At 52.2% G+C, this 22,449-nt stretch carries 21 protein-coding genes; 5 read left to right on the top strand and 16 right to left on the bottom strand.

The window, feature by feature from the left end; genetic code table 11:
* Positions 1-290: 290 nt before the first annotated feature.
* Positions 291-776 carry a cupin domain-containing protein gene (locus tag SH678x_RS15020; RefSeq protein ID WP_496919272.1) on the top strand — a complete coding sequence of 162 codons (486 nt, stop codon included), beginning with the start codon at positions 291-293 and terminating at the stop codon, positions 774-776.
* A 608-nt stretch (positions 777-1,384) separates the two neighbouring features.
* On the opposite strand, the gene SH678x_RS15015 is transcribed toward SH678x_RS15020, so the two are convergent.
* Both SH678x_RS15015 and SH678x_RS15010 read right to left on the bottom strand, forming a co-directional pair.
* Entirely contained in the window at positions 1,385-1,639 is a 255-nt protein-coding gene (locus tag SH678x_RS15015; RefSeq protein WP_496919271.1) for a DUF6489 family protein, read from the bottom strand.
* A 233-nt stretch (positions 1,640-1,872) separates the two neighbouring features.
* Positions 1,873-2,658 carry an adenylate kinase family protein gene (locus tag SH678x_RS15010; RefSeq protein WP_496919270.1) on the bottom strand — a complete coding sequence of 262 codons (786 nt, stop codon included), beginning with the start codon at positions 2,656-2,658 and terminating at the stop codon, positions 1,873-1,875.
* A gap of 774 nt (positions 2,659-3,432) precedes the next feature.
* On the opposite strand from SH678x_RS15010, the gene SH678x_RS15005 reads away from it, so the two are divergent.
* Positions 3,433-4,041 (top strand): BON domain-containing protein, encoded by a 609-nt coding sequence (locus SH678x_RS15005; RefSeq protein ID WP_496919269.1) that lies wholly within the window; start codon positions 3,433-3,435, stop codon positions 4,039-4,041.
* On the opposite strand, the gene SH678x_RS15000 is transcribed toward SH678x_RS15005, so the two are convergent.
* The 4 genes from SH678x_RS15000 to SH678x_RS14985 all read right to left on the bottom strand — a co-directional run bounded on the left by SH678x_RS15000 (position 3,992) and on the right by SH678x_RS14985 (position 8,983).
* The gene (locus SH678x_RS15000) at positions 3,992-5,284 is read right to left on the bottom strand and encodes an SUMF1/EgtB/PvdO family nonheme iron enzyme (protein ID WP_496919268.1); all 1,293 of its coding nucleotides are present in this window, start codon (positions 5,282-5,284) and stop codon (positions 3,992-3,994) included. The two genes, SH678x_RS15005 and SH678x_RS15000, sit on opposite strands and share 50 nt — an antisense overlap.
* A 96-nt stretch (positions 5,285-5,380) precedes the next feature.
* Positions 5,381-6,268 (bottom strand): PEP-CTERM sorting domain-containing protein, encoded by an 888-nt coding sequence (locus SH678x_RS14995; RefSeq protein ID WP_496919267.1) that lies wholly within the window; start codon positions 6,266-6,268, stop codon positions 5,381-5,383.
* Between the two features lie 380 nt (positions 6,269-6,648).
* The gene (locus SH678x_RS14990) at positions 6,649-7,914 is read right to left on the bottom strand and encodes a TlpA family protein disulfide reductase (protein ID WP_496919266.1); all 1,266 of its coding nucleotides are present in this window, start codon (positions 7,912-7,914) and stop codon (positions 6,649-6,651) included.
* Between the two features lie 184 nt (positions 7,915-8,098).
* Complete coding sequence (locus SH678x_RS14985; RefSeq protein WP_496919265.1) at positions 8,099-8,983, bottom strand: DUF1559 family PulG-like putative transporter; 885 nt, start codon at positions 8,981-8,983, stop codon at positions 8,099-8,101.
* A gap of 603 nt (positions 8,984-9,586) precedes the next feature.
* On the opposite strand from SH678x_RS14985, the gene SH678x_RS14980 reads away from it, so the two are divergent.
* The 3 genes from SH678x_RS14980 to SH678x_RS14970 are packed head-to-tail and all read left to right on the top strand — an operon-like array spanning position 9,587 to position 12,686.
* Positions 9,587-10,870: a sensor histidine kinase gene (locus SH678x_RS14980; RefSeq protein ID WP_496919264.1), complete on the top strand. Its 1,284-nt coding sequence runs from the start codon at positions 9,587-9,589 to the stop codon at positions 10,868-10,870.
* The gene (locus SH678x_RS14975; RefSeq protein ID WP_496919263.1) at positions 10,860-11,678 is read left to right on the top strand and encodes a LytR/AlgR family response regulator transcription factor; all 819 of its coding nucleotides are present in this window, start codon (positions 10,860-10,862) and stop codon (positions 11,676-11,678) included. Before SH678x_RS14980 ends, SH678x_RS14975 begins: the two co-directional genes overlap by 11 nt.
* 60 nt (positions 11,679-11,738) lie before the next feature.
* Positions 11,739-12,686: a PLP-dependent cysteine synthase family protein gene (locus tag SH678x_RS14970; RefSeq protein ID WP_496919262.1), complete on the top strand. Its 948-nt coding sequence runs from the start codon at positions 11,739-11,741 to the stop codon at positions 12,684-12,686.
* Between the two features lie 127 nt (positions 12,687-12,813).
* Here the strand turns inward: SH678x_RS14970 and SH678x_RS14965 are convergent, their stop codons facing one another.
* The 10 genes from SH678x_RS14965 to SH678x_RS14920 form a co-directional block, all read right to left on the bottom strand.
* On the bottom strand, positions 12,814-13,671 hold the full coding sequence (locus SH678x_RS14965; RefSeq protein ID WP_496919261.1) for a hypothetical protein: 858 nt from the start codon (positions 13,669-13,671) through the stop codon (positions 12,814-12,816).
* A 759-nt stretch (positions 13,672-14,430) separates the two neighbouring features.
* Positions 14,431-16,035: a sugar porter family MFS transporter gene (locus SH678x_RS14960; protein WP_496919260.1), complete on the bottom strand. Its 1,605-nt coding sequence runs from the start codon at positions 16,033-16,035 to the stop codon at positions 14,431-14,433.
* 53 nt (positions 16,036-16,088) lie between these two features.
* Positions 16,089-17,555 carry a glycoside hydrolase family 32 protein gene (locus SH678x_RS14955; protein WP_496919259.1) on the bottom strand — a complete coding sequence of 489 codons (1,467 nt, stop codon included), beginning with the start codon at positions 17,553-17,555 and terminating at the stop codon, positions 16,089-16,091.
* A gap of 592 nt (positions 17,556-18,147) precedes the next feature.
* Positions 18,148-18,378 carry a hypothetical protein gene (locus SH678x_RS14950; RefSeq protein ID WP_496919258.1) on the bottom strand — a complete coding sequence of 77 codons (231 nt, stop codon included), beginning with the start codon at positions 18,376-18,378 and terminating at the stop codon, positions 18,148-18,150.
* Between the two features lie 19 nt (positions 18,379-18,397).
* On the bottom strand, positions 18,398-18,703 hold the full coding sequence (locus SH678x_RS14945; RefSeq protein ID WP_496919257.1) for a hypothetical protein: 306 nt from the start codon (positions 18,701-18,703) through the stop codon (positions 18,398-18,400).
* A 3-nt stretch (positions 18,704-18,706) separates the two neighbouring features.
* On the bottom strand, positions 18,707-18,889 hold the full coding sequence (locus SH678x_RS14940; RefSeq protein WP_496919256.1) for a hypothetical protein: 183 nt from the start codon (positions 18,887-18,889) through the stop codon (positions 18,707-18,709).
* A 17-nt stretch (positions 18,890-18,906) separates the two neighbouring features.
* The gene (locus tag SH678x_RS14935; protein WP_496919255.1) at positions 18,907-19,041 is read right to left on the bottom strand and encodes an MFS transporter; all 135 of its coding nucleotides are present in this window, start codon (positions 19,039-19,041) and stop codon (positions 18,907-18,909) included.
* Positions 19,042-19,718: 677 nt separating this feature from the next.
* Positions 19,719-20,642, bottom strand: a complete 924-nt coding sequence (hemC, locus tag SH678x_RS14930; RefSeq protein ID WP_496919254.1) for a hydroxymethylbilane synthase — start codon at positions 20,640-20,642, stop codon at positions 19,719-19,721.
* Entirely contained in the window at positions 20,639-21,535 is an 897-nt protein-coding gene (locus SH678x_RS14925; RefSeq protein ID WP_496919253.1) for a DUF502 domain-containing protein, read from the bottom strand. The genes hemC and SH678x_RS14925 overlap by 4 nt, the downstream gene beginning before the upstream one ends.
* An 85-nt stretch (positions 21,536-21,620) precedes the next feature.
* On the bottom strand, positions 21,621-22,376 hold the full coding sequence (locus SH678x_RS14920) for a ComF family protein (protein WP_496919252.1): 756 nt from the start codon (positions 22,374-22,376) through the stop codon (positions 21,621-21,623).
* Positions 22,377-22,449: the final 73 nt, after the last annotated feature.

The raw sequence follows: 22,449 nt of genomic DNA, 5'->3' as shown, positions 1-22,449 counted from the left end.
TCTGAATTGGCTCCGCTGTGTCTTTTATGTCTTTCTGTCTCCTTTGCGTGCGATCCTTCACACTTTTCGCGGCCGCAAGCCACCCGGCTCCGGGTTTTCGGCCTCTTTAAGTTCACGAGATTAGAATGTGCAATATTCGTTCCTAGTTGCTCAGCCCCCTCGCGTCTTCGGCTAAATCGCAGCATAGCTTTGCAGCTAAAAGAAAAAAGTACTATTGCGTTATTCGAAGTTAAAACCAACCCAAATCTTGTTATCTGATTTAAATCCCTTTTGCCAGACTGGTGAACGTTATGAACAAAGAACGATCTGTGGTTGTCCGAGGCCCAGACGACGGCGAATGCATCTACGCTGGTGGTGATCTATACCGGTTCTTTGCGACCACAGATGAGACAGATGGCACCTACGCTATATGGGAGGCGATCGTTCCTCCCGGTGGTGGACCGCCGCCGCACCTTCATCGTGACGAGGAGGAAGGATTCTACGTCGTTTCGGGGCAACTTACCGTTTACGCGGATGGTTCGGAAATCAATGCGACACCAGGGTCTTATGTCCACATGCCAAAACACTCGAAGCACTGGTTCCGAAACAACTCTGAAACCGTTACCAAGATGCTAGTGCTTGTTGCTCCCGGTGGTATGGAACGACTTTTCAAAACGACTGGTCGCACTGCTACTGATTTGCACGCTCCAATACCGCCATTGGACGACGACGAGAAGAAACGGATTGTCGAGACCGCTCCTTTATTCGGTATCGAAATATTCCCTGCTCCTCACTGAAGAAAAACGATGGATAACCATCGGTTGCAACGGAGCGGCGGTGGTCGAGTTGTTTTGAAATCACGTCTTCTCCCGCTGACCGCTGAAGCTTGACGTTATCTAATCCATGAGTGACCCACCTTGGGCTACTGCCGTCACCTTACCAGCGGTAGGTGTTACGCGGCCCAAAGTAGACATCTGTCTATTCTCAACTAACTTCGGTGAGCACACCGAATTGACTTTGCCCATATGCTTCCACGCGGAAGATGGACCAGCCGCCCGCTCGAAGAGACCTGGCCTTCCCGCTGTCGGTGGCGGAGACCTCTGCAGTTCGAGAATCACTTTGACGACGCCAATCCCTGGTCATCGAAGCCCCGATCTGCCGGTCCCGATGTGCGTCATGAGGGCGTGTCATTACGCTTGACTGGCCGAGCGAAATGTCGGTTCGACATGGGTCAGAAGTTCAGCCTTGGGTAGGCCGCTAGGTGTCCTCAGCATGATGACGCTTTTCGCTGCCGCCAACTGCGGTCGGTAGATTCCACCGCTGCGGCAAAGCACAACTCCTACCGACTGGGGGGCGATGCAACTTCAACGGCTTGGCTTCCTGCCGAATTGCGTTAGGTGAGTTTCTAAGACTTGCCGTCGGTGTGTGCGCCAATAGACGTCATCTGTGCCCACATCGCCTTTTGCATTTCCAGCCAACTTTCCATTCCCATGGGGAGCCACGCTTTGATCATCTCGACGGGTTGTAGTGAGCCGACATTGGCCATCGTCCGTTCCTGCAACTCCTTGAGCATGGCCTCCTGCATCGGCGCCACGTCCGGCAGACCCATGTACTGTCGGGCTTCAGCGGGCGTACAATCGATGTTGATCGTGATCTTCATTTGATTTCTCCTCGCGAGACGCGTCGCCGTTTGAATGAGATGAGTGTAACCAGTCCGCCGATGGTAGAACAAGGCACACTCTCATTCGCCACGGAGCAGTGGCCGTTAGGTGAGGAGATTTCGATAACTTGGACAGGTTCGGCTAAAGTTTCTTTTCTGCGTTCCGAGCAAACCGCCCCTTGAGACATCGCTCAATCGTTGTGTGTCGAGCCGTTAAGCGCCGCCTTGAGATATCACGCTTTTCCAGAAAGACAGTTCTTGGCGACTCGCTCGCGTTGGTCCAAACGCGCGTGCAGGGCCGCAAGCGTCTGCTCCAAGATTTCCCCGGGCTCGCCGCCGGCAGGAATCGAAATCAACTCCTGACGCTGCGCGTAGAACTCGCCCAACGGCGCCGTCGCCTTGCGATAAGCGTCCATGCGAATCCGCACCACCTCCGGTCGGTCGTCCTCACGCTGCCGCAGAGCCCCGCCGCACCGATTACAAATCCCCACTTGGGCGGGTGGCCGAGCTGTCACGTGATACACGGCCTTGCAGTCCGTACATGTCCGCCGCCCGCCAATCCGCTCCACAATCTCCTCCAGCGCCAGCTCGTACGACACCACTCCGTCGAGCGCCACCCCCAGCTTCTCTAGCTGCAGCTGCAGCCACTGCGCCTGCAGCAGCGTTCGCGGGAAACCATCAAGCAAAAACCCCCCTTCGCAGCGTAAGCAGCCGCTCCGTTCGCGCAGCGTTTCGATCACTAGCTCGTCCGAAACCAACTCGCCCCGGCTCATCGCTGCCAGCGCCACCAACACGGCTGAACTCGAATTCCCGTCGCAATTGGCCGCTCGAAACACGTCGCCCGTCGAAAGATGGCACGTCCGCAGCCTGTCGCTCAACAACTTCGCCTGCGTCCCCTTGCCCACACCGGGCGGCCCCAGTAGTACCAATCGATATGCGTAATCCCGGGGGCCTCCTTCCGGCTCGCACGTCACGTCCGTTCCACTCAGCCAGGCCGTCCGCAAATGGTGATGGTTCATTGTGCCCCCCCTCCAAAACGCAAGAATGCTAAGCTGGCGGCTCGCCGCCCATGCCGCCGCGCCCAACCGCGGCGTCACAATGACTATCTTTGTCTTTATAGTCGACGAGCATTTCTCACGCCACACTTCAAGGACACAAAAAACGCGTTGGCCCTGCGCGAATTCGCTAGCCGCGAGAAACAAAGGAGATTGGCCATGACCTGCATTCACCTGCAACACCTCTTCGAACTCTGCCGCGAACACGCTCTCAAGCTTGGCGGATCAGACCTCAACCGCGTCGTCTGCCACCAATGCGACCGGCAGGAAGTGTGCCCCTCGAACCTCAGGGAGGAGTTCGACGACGCTGAGCCAAGTCCAGCGGCCGCCTCGCCGATGCCAAGCGGCGCCGGCCAATAATCCCACGTCAGCGCCGCGCGCCCGGCATCCCAGCCCAAAAAGTGCGCTAAGGCATTCGCCATCAGAGTTGGCTGACGGCGGCGATCGTCGATGCAGTCGCAGTGCTGGCGACATGCCGTCACTAGTTGGTTTCGGTATTCGCGAATATCATTGGTCGGGGACCTGGTGGGAAGACGATAAAGGAGGATAGAGCCGGTCACACGCCGACGGCTAATTCTAGAGTTGGCCCAGGCGGGTCACCGCCAGTACGGTAGAGCGCTCGGCCCAGAGAGCCGGTTCGCGACTTCTCTTGGCTGAGTACTCGGGCCGTGGTCGCCTTGCCTCTGACCACGGTGGACCCTATCAAGATCAAGGACGATCTGCGGCTTTGGGCGCGAGATGGGCCTTGGCCGCAACTCCAGGAAGGAGGTTGCCATGATCGCTATAACCCCGCGCACCCCGGTCTCGACGCTCTGCTCGGCAAGCACGGATAGTGATTTGGAGCATCGGCTTGCTAACTTCTTATTTCAGCGAGAGGTGCCGGATGGAAACTGTGTACGGCTGGACGCCCAGGGCGGCGTGGTTGTCGTGAGTGGAGTACTTCCGACTTGCTACGCCAAGTGGTTGTGCATCGAGTGCTGTCGACGGGTAGCCGGCGTGATCAGAATCATTGATGAGGTGACGGTCACGCGGGTGATCACCGAGTTGCCAAGAGCAGCTTCCGAGGTCGAAGCACGCTGTCAAAATGATGTGTCCGTGGTCGACAATTGCTCCCAGGTGTCCCGACCCAGAACGCCAAGGAGGGCGCGTCATTGGTCATTAGCCAAGTGCGAAATGACGGTTCGACATATGCACTCAACGCATGGCCACATTTACAAATCTCGCACTGCGAAGGCCCGCCGATGGTCTAAACAATGGTCCGTTGTTAGCCTCTATCACCAGGCAATTATATTGAGCCTCAGAGAATTATTCGCCGCCGCCTCGCGAGCTTCACTGCCACTGCAGTGAGCGATAGCAGTACCCAGCTTGAAGGCTCCGGCACACTGACACTCGCGGCCACCAACGAACCCGTGCCGTAGTTGTTCTGCCAATCGGCGAGATCGCCTACGCTCGTGTTGCGTTGCCAAACAAGAAAATCACGGCCATCGACATCCCCATCGAGATCGAAGTCTCCCTCGACTGAGGTGATGGGTTGTGCGATACGAAGGCCAAACCAAGCATAGGACGCCACGTCACGAAAAGAGTAGAGGGCTCGCATTGCCGCTCCTCCAAACTCGTAAGAGTAATACCAAGCCCCTCCGCGATAGACCGGAAAGTTGGCTCCGAGAGTGCTTTGCTTTACACCTTCCGTCCATTGGAATACCTGGCCATCGACATCTTGTAAGCCGTAATAACTTGTAGCCGAAGCATACGAGCCAACTTCTCTGAGATAGTTCACACTGCTATCAAATGTAGAACCTGTTTGCCAATAGATGTCACCACTTGTACCCGAGGGCCCGGCAGCAATGGCATTATTAGCGCTAGTGGTCCCACCAGGAGGTGCTTCACCAATAGGCGGAGAATCGCTTTGAACGCCGTACTGCCAGTAGCCACCCGCACCTCCTTTGGTGGGGTCGTAGTAGGCGGCTTTATAAAATTCATCTTCGCTCGGAATGAAATAACTTGCCCCCGACTGACGTGGAAGTGGTCCACCGATTGTGGACCTAGTAATTGACATGTCGTATACGCCATTTTCAGTATCGCCGGAACCTTGACCGTTGTGCAGCCAGTTCACAAAGCGTGCGGAGCTATCCCAATTGATCCACGTTGCGGGATAGTTTTCCTGGCCGATTTTTGCGCTGTAATGATTACCAGACGAGGCACTCAGATTGTAATCGACGCCCCCGGTATAGGCTGTGCCTGTTCCCCCAATTGTGCTTGCTGTCATGTTGCGGTTGTAAATGCCGTTGTTGTTTCCCAGGATTGGATGTCCTTCCATTCCGTCGGGGTCCGCTGCATTCAGAAACTCGACATACTGACTATTTGTTACATGCGTTTTCGATATCCGGAATGAATACCCAACTGCCCCGTAACCTGAAGTAAAGTCAGCGCCAGGTCCTTTGTTCATGGCGAGGGTATCTGCCGGGTTACCCGGGTTACCTACGGTAACCCAATCGAAGGTCACAACGGCCAACGCACGATTACTTCCTAAAAGAGAGATAGTTACCGACAGGATCAGTAACCCTATGCTCTGAATAAATCGCATACGCATGAGTTTCCTTGTCATCATGAACTCCACACTCCATTACGAGATCGACCCCACGCAACCGCAACTAGGCAGCGTGGGGTCGTTAAGTAATCTCAGTGGCTAACAAGCACGGCGTTTTAGTCCGGCGAGTGCCAAGCCGATAGCTGTCAACAAAATACTCGTAGGTTCGGGCACACTCGATATCGTAATCAAATCGTACCGCAGTCCGCCACCAACGGCAGTACCATTACGGACGTAACCTTTTGTCGCATCCCCCAAGTTGGTCGTGCCAGCAAATGAAGAGACGTAATCACTTCCATTAGGATCCCAAACCGAGGCAAGCAATACACCGAAGTTGGGGTTGTTTTCATATATGGAACCAGATGGGAACGTATAGGACAATTCATAACCCATGCTGTCGCCCGTAGCATTGAGTATCTTGCCGTCATTGACACGAATATCGACAAGACCATTATTGCCAACGGTTAGCGAGGAATACCAATTGTTGCCGAGAGTACCTCCAAGGTTGGCCGCTGCGCTACCAGTACCCCCAGACACCGGTAGAAAATTCGTACCGTCACTGGTTGCGAAAATCTGGTAATAGCGACTGCCTCGAAAACCTTGGGCCTGATGCCAGGAAACCTTAATGTCGCTGAAGCCGACCGTACTAGCAAATGCTTTCAAACCAACGCTTCCACTTGCGGCAGGGCCAGCACTCAGGCTGCCAGGCGTGGCAGTGCCGTTCATACCTTGAGAATGGTTGAAGCCTAATCCATTTGGTGGCGTTGTGTCGCCCGGTGAGCCAGAGTTATCCGTATTTAATGATGTCAAGAAAGTCATCCCACCCTGAACGGCCACAGACCCCGTTCCAGTTGTGGGAGATTTAGGGCTCGCACCATCTTGGTTGAAACTCCATTGAGTGATAGTTACCGCCGACGCGTTCAAACCTAATAACATGGTCATTGCGAAGGCAGCGAAGAACTTCACTTGAGTATTTGTCCCTTTCACTAGAACTCCTCCCTAATCAATTGATTTATCAATGGTCAAAAATTAGTCATGAGAAACTGATAGGGCACATTGCCAAATCACTAGAACTAAATACTAGCCAGCCGCTTAGTCATCTTCAACAAAAATGTAAACGAATTGCCTGCAAATAAACGATACGACCACACTTAGACGCCATTGAACCCCGTATTGTGTATTTGGTCCCAAGTTAGTTTATGACGAAATGATTTAGGTAGCTTGAGATGATGTGAAGGTCGTATGAAATATCAAAATCGAATCTATGTTTGCAAACGACCTGCAGCCTTGGACGACGATAGGTGACTGAACTTTTTTTACGCAAAAATCAGCTACTCACTCAGCAACAGAGTGGACTCCTTGAATATTCATCCTCCGGTGTCCGTTGAAGTGTCCGCAATCTCTTTGAGTAAGTTATTAACGGCGCTCTCTAGTTCTTCGTCCTTGATGTTTTTGTGCCGTATCACGCCTTTTGCGTCCAGGACATAGATCGTGGGAAAAGATGCAATATTGAGTGTCTTCTTAAAATCACTGTCTGGCGCGACCCACCAGTGATCCCAGGGCATGGAGATTCCTTCCAGATAAGTTTCGAGCGTTTCCTTCTCTTGATCGCAACTCACACTAAGGAGAGCAAACGGCTTTTCCTTTAAACGTTCTACCATCTCGACTTCGTGAGGTATCATCGCAAAACACGGGCCACACCAAGTTGTCCATACGTCGAGCACCACCACTTTTCCTCGATAATCGGAGATATGACCAATACCCCCATCGAGCTTTTCGCCATAAACCTCTGGTAATACTTGGCCGATACCCAGTGTGCGAATTTCTATCAGTTTGTTTTCAGCCCACTGTCGTGCATTTGTGGTACCTACCACTACGCCTTCCAAGTATCGGTCTTCTGCCATGGCGATAACGATCGGTTCCAGGTCATCGTCAAGTCCGCCATTACGCTTAATGCTGGCAATCAGTTGAGCACCCGCAACCCAGCGAACTTGAGGATTGCAGGTTTTGTCGAAAAGTGATTGAAGGAAAGCATCTGTCTTCTCGCCGTATGGCAACCTCCTCAGAACTTCGATCATCTTGGGATTATTGGCATGGTGTTTCAAGAGAAGAGCAAATACGTCAATTTGGTATGATGAGTCGTCCTCCGAATCCTTCGCTAGAACTGCGTCGATCTCTGGAACGCCAAGATACTTGCCAAGGAATACAAGTGAGTCGAGCGCGGGCTCATCTTTGGGATCAACAGCGACGATATGTGCCAGGAGTCTGGCGATTGGTCTTAAAGCTCGTGCAGAAGGCGCCTCCTGGGCCAGCTGTTCTTTTTCCTCTTCAGTTTTAGCCAGTACATAAGAATCGTAGTTGCGTATAGCAATCGCTTCGTAAGCGTCGATCAACCTTTTAACTTCAGCTGCGCGGTCTTCAGCATTACCTCCAGCAGTCGAGGCCATAGGCACTTGGTTCTTCAGCGCAAACTTAGGCTTGCTTGGAGAGCCCGTGCCGTCGGAATTCGCTGTCTTGGGGCTTCCTAGAGGCGCAAAAGCAGCCTTCTTAGAACTACCCAGAGGAGCAAATCTTTTCTTCGGCGCAGGCGACAGCTCCCCACTAGAGCCTTTAGTAGAACTATCGTCAGTCACCGCTGTGTCGGGAGTCGGCTCCAGAGTGGAACTCGGAACTTCAGCACTGCAACCTGAGCAAAGCACCAAATTGCACAAGCATATCGCAGTGCAGAGGAAGGAAACAGAACGCATCGGAAATCCTCTCGTGAGTGAAAAACGTGATCAGTAGGAGCTATTCTTTTAACGTATGCTAGGTATTCAATTAAGGAGACACGTCTACCGTTTCTCCGCCAGCCGGTGTTACCGAAGACCAGAAGACGACTGGATCGACGGAATCCGAGAGCGATCGAACTCCGCCGTCAAGCATCACACTATTCATTACACCAGGATGAATGCTCTGCAGGAGTGCTCCGTCGGCCTTTTCCGGAATTGGATTCGCTTGAATAGGTGGGTCAGTCGCGTCATCCAGGGCATTCTTTGCTTCGGAATTATAGCTGGGCTGCCAAACCCCAGCAGAGGAAACGGCTGGGCGATTATAGCGTCCAATCAGCGTTAGGAAGTCCGGAGTATTGTCCGGATGCGCAAACGTGGCAGCAGAGGCTCCTTTGCTAGGATATAATGAGACACTGGCTTTCGAACCAAGGAGTAATGTGCGCGTATAACTTTCTACAAATGCGACCGTGTTCGAGGTTCCGTCCGTCACCTTGGATAGCTTGGGGTTATCGTAAAAGAGAACGCCGTTTGACAGATATGACGTAGTGCCCGAAGTAAACCCTAAGGGGTTTGACACGACGAGCTCTAGTGACTGATCGCTTGGACAATTGAACAGCTCAAACTGAAAGTTGCTAAGTGGAGCACTGCTTCCCTTGTAGAGAGTTCGCATCGTTTCATTTTCAGTATAGGCCATGATCGCGATATGCAGCGGCCATCCAACAGGCGTAGTACTACCAGAAGCGGGCGGGTAGTTGTTGAGAGCGTCGGGCAATGTATCGCCATGGGCAGTAGCAAAATTCATGACTGCGAGATCAAATTGACGCATTCTATTGATGCAATCAGTTCGCCTAGCCGCCTCTCGCGCAGATTGAATCGCTGGCAAGAGCAAGGCAACTAGAATCCCGATGATGGCAATAACGACCAACAATTCCACCAGTGTAAATCCCGAGTTCCTGAGTCTATTTGCTCGCCGGGATGCCTTAAGCAATTCGTTCGTTAGCATTCAATAATCTCTGGAGGCTTATAGTTGCTTCACAAGTTCTATTACAACAAGAAAGACCAGACTTAACTTCGCAAATGAAACTTTTGCGCCTAACCAATTTAAATTCTAACGAAGCGTCACATCCCGTCGCAGCTATGGGCTCGCTGGAACAATTTGCGAAGTGAGATACTCCCGCGATTGGCTTTTTGGGGGGGTTATTCCATTCCGATGCCCTAGCGAGAGAGTGACTCAGCATAACATGGCAATCTTCTATTAAGGAAGTTATATCTCGGCTCCGGGGACCAAACGCACCTCCTTGGGAGCAACGGCATTGCCGGGAGTGTATAGTTAAGATGCAGACCCGAATCTTTTGCAATTTAGCGTGTTGAGTTTCTTATTAAGCGAATATGGAGAACGACGTGTATGGCAAACTTCGCCTCGATTGTTCTCCGATCTGACTTCCTGATACAAATGCGGAATCGGATATAACCGTTAGCCGGACCGACGGCATGCACTTGGCAAGTTCTTTCTCTCTTTTATAAAAATGAATCGCCTATGATTGCCATGAGACAATTGAAGGGGCAGGGAAGAGAAGTGCTGCAAAGTCGCTCACAAGAGCGACCTGCTAACATCTATTTATGGGTATTATCAGCAATTCTTCTATTTCAGGGTTTTCTTGCAGTAGGTGGCTTTCTTCGCACTTTAGTGTACAGCGGCGATCGGTTAGAGACTCCGCTCCCAACCATCTATTGGTGGGCCGCGGTTCCTTTGCAGACGAGTAGTTGGCTGCTGCTAGTTCCTCTTATTGCTGCCATTATCGTTGATTCAAGATCGTCACTTCGGATGCTGGCCGTCTTGCATTTGGGAGTGGTGCTCGTAGCGGTTTTGATGTCTGGCATTTTTCTCCATCATTTCGCCCACATCCAGTCAGACCAGCTAAAAAACTTGGTGGAAACTAAACTGGCATTTGATAGCAAAGTGGCGAAAGTCGGATTAAATGCTCAGCAAGATAAGCTGCAGTTCGATCTTCTCTCGGCAACAGCAGACTACAGAAACAAGAGCTATAAGGGAGTCCACTTTCATAACTCTTATGGCTTTCAGTATTGGTTTGGCGAAACTTCGTCAATTGTCGCTGCCTATTTCATGTTAATCGCCGTCGGTTACTCCGTTCTTTATTTTCGGCTGACCCAATATCGTACACTGCAGGCACAGCGTTTTCGAACATCGATGCTGCAATTGCAGTATGACTCTCTTTGCAATCGCCTGACTCCACACTTTCTCTTTAACACGCTCAACACCATAAGTTCACTTACTCTGACAGACGGGGATGCAGCAAGAACTTGCATCAGTCAACTTGGAGAACTGCTTCGAGCATCAATTGAGGCGCTTCCGGAAGGGGAAATCACAGTAGAAAGGGAGTTGGAAATCCTGCAAGCATACTTATCGATCCAACAAACCAGATTTGGATCCGCTCTTAATTATTCCCTCGAAGTAGAGCAGGGTTTGAAATCAGCACTTGTGCCGGCATTTCTCTTGCAGCCCCTTGTTGAGAATTGTTTCAAGCATGGATTCAAAGAGCGACTAGAGGCTGCAATCGTGAATGTTTCCATCAGGCGAGAAAATGGAACATGCCGGATTGAAGTTTCTGACAATGGCATAGTCAGTGATCCCTCTCAGTCAATCAACGAGAAATATGGCTTGGGTCTAACACGGCAACGGCTCGAGCTACAATACGGTTCACAGGCTGAGTTGCGATATGTAGCAAATCAGCCTCGTGGATTAACGGTGATCGCTGAAGTACCACTTCGTTTTGAAATGGGCACAGTAGATGAGAACTGATGGACATGAACACAAGGTGCTGGTTGCTGATGACGAGCCGCACAGTCGAAAATTTGTTTGCGTGCTTTTGGAGCGAGACACTCGCTTTAAAGTGATTGAAGTATGTGACAGTGGAACTGCCGCAAGTCTCAAAGCCCGTCTGAATCTTATTGATGTCATGTTCCTTGATATCCAGATGCCGGGCATGGACGGCTTCGAGGTGGTTGATACTGTTCAAGGCAGAAGGCCGCTAATCGTCTTTGTTACGGCTCACGGAGAGTTTGCAGTTCGTGCTTTTGAGTATGAGGCTTTCGACTACATCAAAAAACCGATTAATCCGACTCGTTTTGCGAGCGTCTTGGATCGTCTACATCGAAGGCTTAGCGAAGAACCACTTGCGACCTCGTCGCCACCTGTTGGAGAGCTGATTGGGTTCAAAGCAAGTAATAAATCGGAGAAGGAATCTAAAAAAATATTAAACGCTGTGCGTCAGGATGTCATTTATTCAGATCATGAGTTGGACTTCGTTGAAAGTTCAGGCAACTACGTCAATGTACGCGTCAATGGAGAAATGTATCTGGTAAGGACTTCTCTTGAAAACTTTTGTCGTGACCTAGACCCCAACCTGTTTATTCGTGTGCATCGATCCTTTGTAGTAAACATTTTGGCTGTGCGACGAATGGAGTATGGCAAATCGGGGGCGGCCGACCTCTTCCTCACCAACGGACACGTCGTGCCTGTTAGTCGTGGCCGTCGAAAAGAAGTAGCTGATATCCTTCGACGGGTTGGAAATAATCCCGAAATCCACGGAGAGGACTACTTGATTTAATAGGTATATACAGCCGACTATATTTTTATTGCCAGTTGATATTTTATGCGCGACCTAAGAATGTTTGGAAATGACACACTGTCCTATTATTATGCGACGGAACAAATCAACATTCCGTTAGTGCCCATCCGTCTTCATGACAACGGTCCTCTAGTCTGGTGCAAACTCGAATACCACAATCCCAGTGGTTCAACAAAAGATCGAATCGCGCGATTTATCCTCGGTAAGGCGGTAAGAGCCGGAATACTTTGCCCCGGAGATGAAGTAGTTGAGGCCTCAAGTGGCTCCACCAGTATATCTCTGGCGCTAATGTCTGCTCAATTTAGACTACGCTTCGTAGCCGTGATGCCCACAGGAGTAAGCCAAGAAAGGATCTCGATTATCAAAGCATTCGGCGCCGATGTCGTTCTTACTCCAGCAGAGCTAGGTGTGGCAGGCTCCATTCAGGCTGCTGAAAAACTTGCGGAAGAACGAGGCGCATTCGCAACAAGGCAGTTTCAAAACCCTGACAACCCAACTGCTCATCGTCACCAAACCGCGCCTGAAATACTCTCACAGATCCCTTCGCGTCGGATTGATGCGGTCGTGAGTGGCGTGGGAACGGGCGGGACCTTAGTTGGACTCTATGAGGGTTTCCGAGACTCTGGATGTGATGTTAGTCCCATCGCAGCGATCCCGATATGCAACAGTGAATCTTACGAAGTCGAATGCTCAAGTTTCAGCTCCAAAATACCCGGCGTATTGGACTGCCTATCGACCATTTATCGTGAATCGCAAATGCCGGGTCTCCAGGAATTAAGCATCGATGAAAACTGTGCAATTGAGACCACACGAGAATTGATACGTCGCGGTTTTCCTGTGGGCCCTAGCTCAGGGCTAAACCTTGCGGCAGCGCTGCAAGTGGCCCGTAAAATGGGTCGGCGTGCATCAGTAGTTACCGTTTTTCCCGATCGCATGGAGCGATACTTTTCTACACCGCTTTTCACCGAGTGGGAACATGGCAGTTAATGACTTAATGTGCTTAAAATAGTCTTCTAAAGTTTATGTCTGCCGTGTCGAAGGCAACGTTACATTCGAATTTGCTCCCGTAATTAACGCTCATCCTTTTTCTAAGGCCTTCTTACCTAGACTGATTTTATTCGGGCAGTACTTTCGCCACGTTGTCGTCTTTTTTTGGCGAGTCTGTGGGTGTTAGGGTCAACTTGTCACCACTAATTGTGGGTCGCGCAAGGTACCACTGACCGTCAATTTGGAAGGGTTCGACGACATTGAACCGCTCACTTGTTGTCACTTTCTTATCATTAATCGTTGTGGTCACGTCCTGAAAGGTGCCGTCTCCATCCAGATCGATGTAGATTTCTACATGCCGACGGGTGAGATCACCCTTCGCGGGAACAGTAAAAATGCCATCGTTCGTGTTCTCTGCAAGCACCACAAAATACGATTTGTCGCCGACCCTGATATTTCCTTCCCGCCCACCCATCTTCGCATAGCCTCCGCCATTGACTCCATGGTTCTTGTACACATATAGCCCGTAGACGCCGCTATCGGTTTCGTGTGTAGGTGTTCCCCAAGAGGCACGTACTTGAACCTCGGTAATATAATTGTTGTTCCCACCAATGATCCTTACTGTATCCCAATCACCTGGACCATCGTCAGTGAGGTCACCGTTCTGATTCTTATCGACGTAGAGCTTTCCGTCGCTACCTGGCGCTTCATCTATGGCAAAATACGTAATATTTCGCGGGCCATTACCTATTCGGAACGCACCATACTTCGCTTTTCCAACATAGTCAGGTTCTTTAACTATGCCCGCCGGAGTGTGGTCAACCAGCGCGAATGTTGTAGGCAAGAACCCCATCCGACTCGCCTTCAAGTGTTCCATGTCCAGGATCATAGGAGAGAGTGTCAGCGGCACTGTAATAGGCTTGGGCGGATCATCTGATTTTTCCTGGTTAACGGCAAGGCTAGTGGATTCAACTAACAGAATCATAGCCCCCATCATCAACGATTGAAGATAGTTAACTTGCCTGCAACTATTCATATAAATTCCTTGGGCGCAAATACCGCATGTGGATAAAAACGTAACTTATCCTGAATTGGAGTGTGGCCAATTCTAATATTCTCTCTGCGGAATCGTCTAGAATCAAAACCTCGCCATTACCCTCGAAGTAACACGTTAATCTGAAGAATCGGTCTCAAGCTATTTCAGGTCGGTGAAACGCGGTAGACTCTTCCGCATTTCTTTGGCCCGCTAAGGTTGACTTCCCTGAAACTCATTTAACCTCTGACTTAGAGCAGTCGATTTGATAAGCACTAGCGATTTAGACGGTGGCACAGAAAGGTTTGCAAGTAGACCTAAGCAGAAGCGCTATCAAATGGACGTCAGAATCTCTACGAATGAATAAGCAACTTTTTGACGAGTCTAAGTGACAAATGAGGGCGTGTCCTGAGCTATCTAAGTTTTGATCGTCGGGCAAAGATGCCGTCGACTCTGACAGTCCAAATCGTGGTTGACACGCAAGGGTGTTGGGGGCAATCAGGGGGCAGTATTGCCAATAGTAAGGCAATGGTTCTACAATCTAATCGCAATGAGTTTTTGTTCCAACTCGAGCAAGAGAAACAACTTCAGCGTTTCTACAATGCATTCCAACACATCCCCAACGCGAAAAATTCAGACTTAAAATCCAGTGGGAGGTAACTCCCGTGCGGGTTCGACCCCCGCCTCGGCTACTGATTTTTCGCGTGGTGTTCACTCGGTTCCCAACTGCTTTTGCAGCTCTTCGAGAGGCACGCCCTTGGTCTCGGGGACCATCGTTGCGACCCAAATGAGTTGCAACACCATCATGAAGCAGAAGAACCCGAACACGTAGCCGGGGGAAAACTGGTTCACCAACAGGGGAAAAACGAGCGTTAACGCGGCGGCGAAGATCCAGTGCGTGGCGCTGCCGAGGGTTTGGCCCGCGGCGCGGAATTCGTTGGGGAAGACTTCGGAAATCAGCACCCAAATGACGGTCCCCTGCCCCACGGCATGAGCCGCGATGAAGAGAAAAATCCCGAACAGGACGAGCCGACCACTTGAACCCGCTTGATCGGCGGCTTGGGCCATCAATTCCTCCGTCCGCGTTTGAACTTGTTCGCTAGTGCTGTCGGTGGGAATCGCCGTTTTATCTCCTGGGAACTCGGCTTGTGTGAGAGTAGCGTTCAACGCTTCGAGTGCACCAGTGGCTTTCTGTTGAAGCGATTGTCTTTTCTCATCCGGTACGCTGCTCGCCGTGGCCGCGGATAATTGATCGAACGCTTCGCGAACCGCGATTGTGGTGGCGGAAACACGAAAGGCTGCGTCGTTCTGAATAAACAGAAACGCGATTGTTCCAAGCGACACGATGTACCCGACCGATCCAATATAAAGCAAAGTCCGGCGCCCGAGTCGATCGATGAGCCAAAGCCCCATCATCGTGAACACCAAATTAATCAAACCAATGCCAATCGATTGAATGAACGCGGCATCCGCCTGCAGACCCGTCATGCCCAAAATTCGCGGGGCAAAGTAGAGTATCGCATTGATGCCGGAAAGCTGGTTGAACATCGCGACCAGAAAGGCCAGGAGAATCGGCTTGCGTAAACGAGCTGACCAAAACGACGTTTGCTTGCGGTCGGTGCCTTTTTCCATTCGATGAGCGATAGAATCAGCAAGTGCCTCTAGGCGAGGCGTGTCGACGGTGGGGTTGAGCTTTTGAAGAACCTGAAGACCGGAATCGCGGTCACCACGGACATTGATCAGCCACCGTGGACTTTCAGGGATAATAAAACAGAGCAATGTGTAGAATATTGCGGGGAATGCTTCGACTCCCAGCATCCACCGCCAGTCGACGTCGCTCGTGCCGCGTAGCAGCCAATTCGACAGAAACGCGACGACAATGCCAAACACGATGTTGAATTGAAACATGCCGGTTAAGCGGCCGCGCAATTCTGCGGGGGCGATTTCCGTGATATACATCGGTGCGGCGACGGTCGACATGCCTACACCCAATCCCCCCAGAAATCTGGCGAGGAAGAACGAATAAAAGTCAGTTGCCAACCCTGACCACACGGCTGAGACCAAGTACAGCAGGCCGATCACGAGTAGCGTCGGCTTGCGGCCGTAACGATCCGTCGGCCAGCCACCGAACAATGAACCGAGCACAGTTCCCCACAGCGCGGCACTCATGGCGAGGCCATGCATGGTGTCGCTCAATTGCCATAGGGACTGGATTTTTTGTTCGGCGCCGGAAATCACGACGGTATCAAAGCCGAAGAGAAAACCACCCATCGCGGCGATGGCCACGCTGGCGAGCAATGTTTTTGACGCATTCATTCGTGACAAGACCGATCAGATGAGGAATGTGGTCAGTTGGCCAGACCGAACTATTATTGCTTGGATTTCCAACTGGAATCGAGGGTGCGGAAATTGGCTAGCTTGATGTGTGCCGAACCGCCGCTGGCATGGATCGATTGTTTGCCGTCGCCAAATTGAGGGCCGTAGTAGTGAGCCGCGAAACGTTCGCCATCGAAGGCATAGGATTCCACCGATAAGCGATCAATTAGGAAACGAAGTTTAATGACGCCGTCGCGAGGCGAAAGATTGTCGAAAACGACGACATTCACAAGTTCGCCCCGATCGTTGATGCCTGTCTGCGTAAGTGTTTTGGCGGCAACGTCATAAGTCAACGTGACGTTGGGAAAATCAAAGATCACTTGCTCAGCATCGCCAGGCTCGAACTCACACTCAAAGTCCACGAGATCGAACGGTTCGATGCCTTGTAACAGGTCGTCCCCTTCAGCGAGGTCGACTTGATGGCGAACAAACGATTCTTTCACGAGCGAGTCGATCTCCTTGATGGGAAGCGCAAACAGGCGAATTCCTTCATCGGTTGTTTTGAGAGTCAACTCACAAGGAAACGACATCTGTTGGTTGAACGGAAGGCCATACGCCTCAGCCGAATTGGGACCACCGCGCATCCAACCGATTTGCACGACGCGACCATCCGGACCATTGTTAAAGGTTTGGGCGGCGTAAAAGTCACCGGTTCCCGTTCGATAGGGTCCGGCTTCGGTATGAAATTCTTTGCCGTCGAAGGTGCCGATTTCGTAGTCAAAGCTCGCATCGTAAATCACGGCCTTCATGTCGGATTTGTTGCCATCGACAGGCAGGAAAACCAAGTCCATACACTCAAAGGCCCAGTCGCGCAGCAAGTCGGAGGCGAATTCCCAATCTGTCAGATTCTTTGACGTGAAAAAACGAACCCGGCCCGGCTTCTCCTGCACCCATAACACCATGACCCATTGTTGCGATGGTTCATGCCAAAAGACTTTGGGATCGCGTTCTTCCAAATGGAAGGCTTGGTTCTCGACGACGGGGCGACCCTCGTTCCAATATTCCCATGTCTCAGCGCCATCTGTGCTGTAGGCCAGCGCCTGATAAAACTTGGGCGGACTCGCAAACGTGAAAAACGCACAGAGTGTTTTTTGATCGTCTTGCTGAACTCCAAGGCTGTTATTGTGGTCGACGACAACCGTTCCCGAATAAATCGTGCCGCTGCGATCATTGACCCGGTAGGGACGCAGCGCATGATCGTGTTGCGTCCAATGAATCATGTCGGGGCTGGTGGCGTGGCCCCAGGTCATGTTTCCCCAGACGGGGGCCAGCGGATTGTGTTGGAAAAATAGGTGGTACTTCTCCCCGTCGAAAACCATGCCGTTGGGATCGTTGAGCCAATTCTTGCAAGCCGTGAAGTGGAATTGGGGTCGCAATGGCTCGTCATACTTGGGATCGGCACACGACGAGGTCGGTATCTCTTCGGCATAGGCAAACTCACTGATAGTTTGCGGCTGCACTGCAAGACCGGCGCTGGATACTGGCGTCTCGGCAGACGCCGCGATGGTGCCTAGAAATATTGCCCAAAGAAGAAGGATGTAGGTACGAGGTTGGAACAAATATTGATTGAAATTATTTAACATCACGCACATAGTCCACTTGAAACCGCCAGCCTGCATATTTTTCGATTCTGCTATCTTATTGAATAGACAGGTTGATTTGCAGTACCCGCATTGGCTTGACGAGACTTGATACAACCAATTGAAATCTCACTGAGATTCTGCGTCAGAATCCGTGAATTTTTCACATTTGATCATCTGATGATGTGACGAGAAATCTAGCTTCTATGATGGGCCTCCAATGCTTGACCGCTGTGGTGATCAAAGGGAATTCGAAGGATGCACTTTTCAGCGATGCGAGCAGTGTCATCTCAGTGATTTTTCATCCCTACCCTCAGGCGCAGGTTGGGGCGGATCATCCTTTTCTTTGGCCGGTGGCGCAAATGCGATAGGCATTGCAGTTGGAAAATGCGCCTGGCAGGAATTGCCATCGCTTTGCTGTCAAGCGCGCAGCACTTCTGCTCACAGAATCGAGCTGTAGAACCCTTGCAGTTCAATCGCAATTTTCGCCCGATTCTTTGTCGATCCCACGGGCAATGGCCGCTGCTGTTGCGATCCGCGTATTATTGACGAGTGCAAGGATCGCGTTGCGGACTCCCTCGGTGAGACCTTGCCAGCGTTTGATCAGGCTTGCCGACTTATCATCCCAAGGCCACGATTCGAGAGCAACTGCACCGGATTCTGCAGCGATTGCTAAACCGCATGTGCCGAAGTTGTGCTGCAATTTAGAAATCTTGCGTTTGCTAGCGCGTCGTCTGGCCCTGCGATCCTGTGAACCTTGCGATGCCGCCTTGGAGGACTCCTGGCGCTGCTTCGTTGACCAACATTTGTTCGTTGTCGGCGCGAAGTGCGAGCACGAGATCCGGGTGTGCGCCCCATTCGGCAATGTCGAAGCTGCGCGTGTCGACGTAGGCACCGCCTAGCCGAGCGTGATTCTTCTGAACAAGATGAAAGCCGTCCTGAGCACGGACGATGTGATAGTTCATCGCCCCGAAGCACGACACTGCCCCCAGCGCGAAGACACCCACGAAACCATAGATTCGCCGCATTCTTCAACTCCCAACCTTTTGTGTCACCCAGGCCATTTGCCAATTCTTCGGCGTACCGCTGGCCTGCTCACTGAAATACTCGACAAGGGAAATGGCAACAAGGCCGTTCACAGACCACCATTCCAATGCTCCAGCTGCTGTGGATTCTCTTGCCAGCAGCGGGTTTTGCGTCTGCGTGGTCTTCACTTGATCTCCAGCTGCTTTTACAACTCTTCGAGCGGCACACCCTTGGTTTCAGGAACCATCGTTGCGACCCAAATCAGATGCAGGACCATCATAAAGCAGGTGAACTCGAACACCTGGCCGGCCGAAAACTGCGTGACTAACAGAGGGAACACGAGCCGGGTAGCACTGACACTTTCTCCTGCGAGCGTTCTGAGTTCGAGAAGACATCTTATGACACGTGTCAGTGTCGCTTCCGACAAGAGGTGATGACCTTGAAAACTTCTTGTGCTCTGCACACCGATTCGCCGCGGCGGATCCGGCATAACCGACACGCCTGGATAACGATTTGTGGAAAAAGTGTCGTTGCTTCCCGACGGTCGAATTTTCCGAACTGTGGCCCCTCAACCCTCTTTCAATCCTTGTCAGTAGTTTACTTGGCGGTTGCGTTTCCCCGTGCTCTCTGTGACATATGTGGTTCAAATATTAACTTCCGCGCGGTCAAAAAGTCGCAAGATTTGGCCACCGCAATTGGTTAAAATATACGTTCGCTGCTAAGGCCCGAGCTCTTTGAAAATTGAAACCGCTGAGGGGACTTTTGTAACGCGCTATTCGTGCGTTTCGACCAAAAGTCGACTCGTTTTGTCACGCGTGAACGTCGCAAGGGCCTGAACGAACAAGACTTGCGAAATGGCCAAGTGACAAAACCCAAGACTTTCGGCGCGAAAGTTGAGACCCCAGCGCATACTCGAAGACTCGTAGCGAAAATTCAGCTTGGCCGCGCTCAGGCGTTGCAAACCAAGCAAAGCTCGCAAACCTGGCAAAACTGAGGGGGCATGCCCACGCGCTTAAGTCAGACGCTCCGGGCTTGGTCGATGATCGCCTGAGCACCCTGAGCCAACAAAGCTTCGGCAACCTGACGGGCAATTTGCATGGCTGTTGAGGGTGATCCGCTGGCGGAGGCACGCAAGACTTGCTTGCCGTCGAGGCTCGCGACCAGGCCGTCGAGTTTCAGCTCGCCTTGTTCTGTTCGGCCCCACGCTCCCACGGGGGCGGAGCAGCCAGCATGCAGCAGCGCCAACATCGACCGCTCGGCATCGACCGCGGCACGAGTCGGGGGATGTTCGAGTTGACTGACGAGCTTGAGTACCTCCTGGGTATCGCGATGGCATTCGATCCCAAGCGCACCCTGCCCCGGTGCAGGAAGCATTTGCGGCGGCGAGAGTTCTTCGACAATGTTGGCTGCGAGTTCGAGCCGCTTCAATCCGGCGGCTGCTAGGATGATCGCATCGTAATCGCCGTTGGCCAGCTTTCGCAGACGGGTATCGACATTGCCGCGGATGCTGACGATTTGCAGATCATCGCGCAAAGCCTGCAACTGGGCCTGCCGGCGTAAGCTACCGGTGCCAACTTTCGCACCGCTGGGAAGTTCGGCCAGCGAAGATGCTTGGCGAGTAATCAGCACGTCGAAACATACTTCCCGCGCGGGGACAGCGGCGAGCAACAACCCTTCGGCGGTCGCCGTGGGCAAATCCTTCAGGCTGTGGACCGCCAGATCTGCATCGCCGTTGAGAACCGCAGCTTGAATTTCCTTGGTGAAGACACCTTGCTGGTTCATTTCCAGCACGGGATCGCGTTGATCGCGGTCGCCTGTGGTCACTACTTCGACCAGTTCAACAGTCGCACCCAATTCACGCAAACGGTCGGCGACCCAATTGGCTTGCCAAAGGGCCAGCTGACTCCCGCGAGTGGCGATACGTAGATGAGGAGCGGTCACGGGAGTTCTTTTTTGGCCTGAGCTTCCAGCACAAGTTGACGCGGCGCGACCACGCCGCAACTCACCAGGAATTGAAACGCCTGATCGAGCGTGATGTTGAGATCGAGCACTTCGCTTTTCTTCATCGTCACCGTAAAACCGGTAAACGGCATGGGTGAAGTAGGAATCAATAGCGACACCACCGGCTCACCCGCGGCCGTGCGAATATCTTCCAAGCTTTCGCCCGTCACGAAGGCGAGTGCCCAAATTCCCTGGCGGGGATACTCAACTGCAACGACACGGGTGTATTCAAGATTCTGATCACTAAACATGAAATCAGTGACTTGCTTCACCGACGAATAAACGTTCCGCACAAGTGGCAGGCGGTCGATGACCTTCTCGATCTGCAACCAGAAAAATCGGCCAATTCCCGCCGCCAAAAACTTTCCGAGCAAATACAGAACGAGAATGAAGACGCATAAAAACGTGGGGACCACGACGTGCGGCGAGAGGAAGCGGAATTCCACATAGGTGCGAATCAGTTCATCCGCCCGTTGGGGCATCGGTTGAACCTGATTCTCTTCCAAATAGTCGTAAAACTCCGCGGGGACGACCTGATCATCGGCCATTCGTTGATAAGGACGCAGCGCCGTGGAATCGGTGCCGTCACGTATCAGTTCTGGAGAAACGGCATTCTCGGGGCGAATGTCACCACGAAAGTGCCGCACGAGGACCTGCCGGGTGGTAGAGACCATCGGCTCCAACAGGTAGACGTTCACCGTGTTGGCAACCCACAGAATGATCACGATCGTGAGCAGCGGAGGAAGCAACACACCCAAACCACTCATCACGGCGCGTCGAAAGGGATCGAGCGCGCTACGTTTTTTTTCGGGCAAGTTGGGGTTGGCTTCCATGAACCTCCATTGTCGATATCCCTAGCCAACTGACAAGCCACGCTAAACTTTGCGGAATGCGTGAATTGTCCGGCGTCCACCTGTGTCAATTGTTAGGTGTCCGCGCGACAACCAGCACCGTCACCCGTGCCACGCCGTTGCGTTTGAGAATGCGGGCAATCTCGCTGCAAGTGGCTCCCGTGGTCATGACATCGTCTACAAGCAACACATGCGGAGAGTCGATTTTGTATCCCTTGCGAAGCCGGTAGCCGCCATGAACATTGCGGAATCGCCCGGCCGCCGAGAGGCCGCGTTGCGGTGAGAGACTCATACTCCGTTGCAGCAACCGGCGGAACAGAGGAATGCCGAGTTCGCGGCTGATGCCAGCGGCAAGCGCTCCCTGGGGGTTGGTCTTCTGTTTCAAGCGATTCACGAGGGTCATCGGAACAGGCACAACCGCGTCGAAATATAGACTCCGGAGTTCATCGCCGTATCTTTCACAGATGAGATTCGTGAAAATCTGGGCGAGTTGCTCGTGACGGTCGGTTTTCATCCGTAGGATCAATTCGCGGAGCAAACCTTCGTAGTGCCCCAAACTATATGTGGCATCGAACCGTAATTTGTGAGATTCACAACGGAAACAACTGGGAACATCCCCAGGATACGGTGGCACTTCGGCAGCACAGCGCCGGCAGACGGGCCAATCCACCGGCGGAATCTCAGCCAAGCAATCGTCGCACAGGGGTTGCCCTTCGTGGTCGTCAAGAAGCGTGGCGCGACACGCGAAGCATTCTCCTGTAAACAAGAGATCGAGCGCATGGCTGCGCGCGGTCTTCCAAATTTGTGCGGCCCAAGTTCGCATAGCTCCTCGCAAAGTTGGCGATAGCAGTGCCACCAATTATGCCTACCGGATTCTCTTGACGCTAGCAAATTGG

Source organism: Bythopirellula superficialaquae (assembly GCF_059632245.1).
This window is presented reverse-complemented; position numbering and strand designations above follow the sequence as displayed.

Excerpts from the sequence above, each read along its gene's own strand:
- SH678x_RS15020 (WP_496919272.1), top strand. The coding sequence starts at position 291 with ATGAACAAAGAACGATCTGTGGTTGTCCGAGGCCCAGACGACGGCGAA.
- SH678x_RS15015 (WP_496919271.1), bottom strand. The coding sequence starts at position 1,639 with ATGAAGATCACGATCAACATCGATTGTACGCCCGCTGAAGCCCGACAG.
- SH678x_RS15010 (WP_496919270.1), bottom strand. The coding sequence starts at position 2,658 with ATGAACCATCACCATTTGCGGACGGCCTGGCTGAGTGGAACGGACGTG.
- SH678x_RS15005 (WP_496919269.1), top strand. The coding sequence starts at position 3,433 with ATGGGCCTTGGCCGCAACTCCAGGAAGGAGGTTGCCATGATCGCTATA.
- SH678x_RS15000 (WP_496919268.1), bottom strand. The coding sequence starts at position 5,284 with ATGCGTATGCGATTTATTCAGAGCATAGGGTTACTGATCCTGTCGGTA.
- SH678x_RS14980 (WP_496919264.1), top strand. The coding sequence starts at position 9,587 with ATGATTGCCATGAGACAATTGAAGGGGCAGGGAAGAGAAGTGCTGCAA.
- SH678x_RS14975 (WP_496919263.1), top strand. The coding sequence starts at position 10,860 with ATGAGAACTGATGGACATGAACACAAGGTGCTGGTTGCTGATGACGAG.
- SH678x_RS14970 (WP_496919262.1), top strand. The coding sequence starts at position 11,739 with ATGTTTGGAAATGACACACTGTCCTATTATTATGCGACGGAACAAATC.
- SH678x_RS14965 (WP_496919261.1), bottom strand. The coding sequence starts at position 13,671 with ATGATTCTGTTAGTTGAATCCACTAGCCTTGCCGTTAACCAGGAAAAA.
- SH678x_RS14960 (WP_496919260.1), bottom strand. The coding sequence starts at position 16,035 with ATGAATGCGTCAAAAACATTGCTCGCCAGCGTGGCCATCGCCGCGATG.
- SH678x_RS14945 (WP_496919257.1), bottom strand. The coding sequence starts at position 18,703 with ATGCGGCGAATCTATGGTTTCGTGGGTGTCTTCGCGCTGGGGGCAGTG.
- SH678x_RS14925 (WP_496919253.1), bottom strand. The coding sequence starts at position 21,535 with ATGGAAGCCAACCCCAACTTGCCCGAAAAAAAACGTAGCGCGCTCGAT.
- SH678x_RS14920 (WP_496919252.1), bottom strand. The coding sequence starts at position 22,376 with ATGCGAACTTGGGCCGCACAAATTTGGAAGACCGCGCGCAGCCATGCG.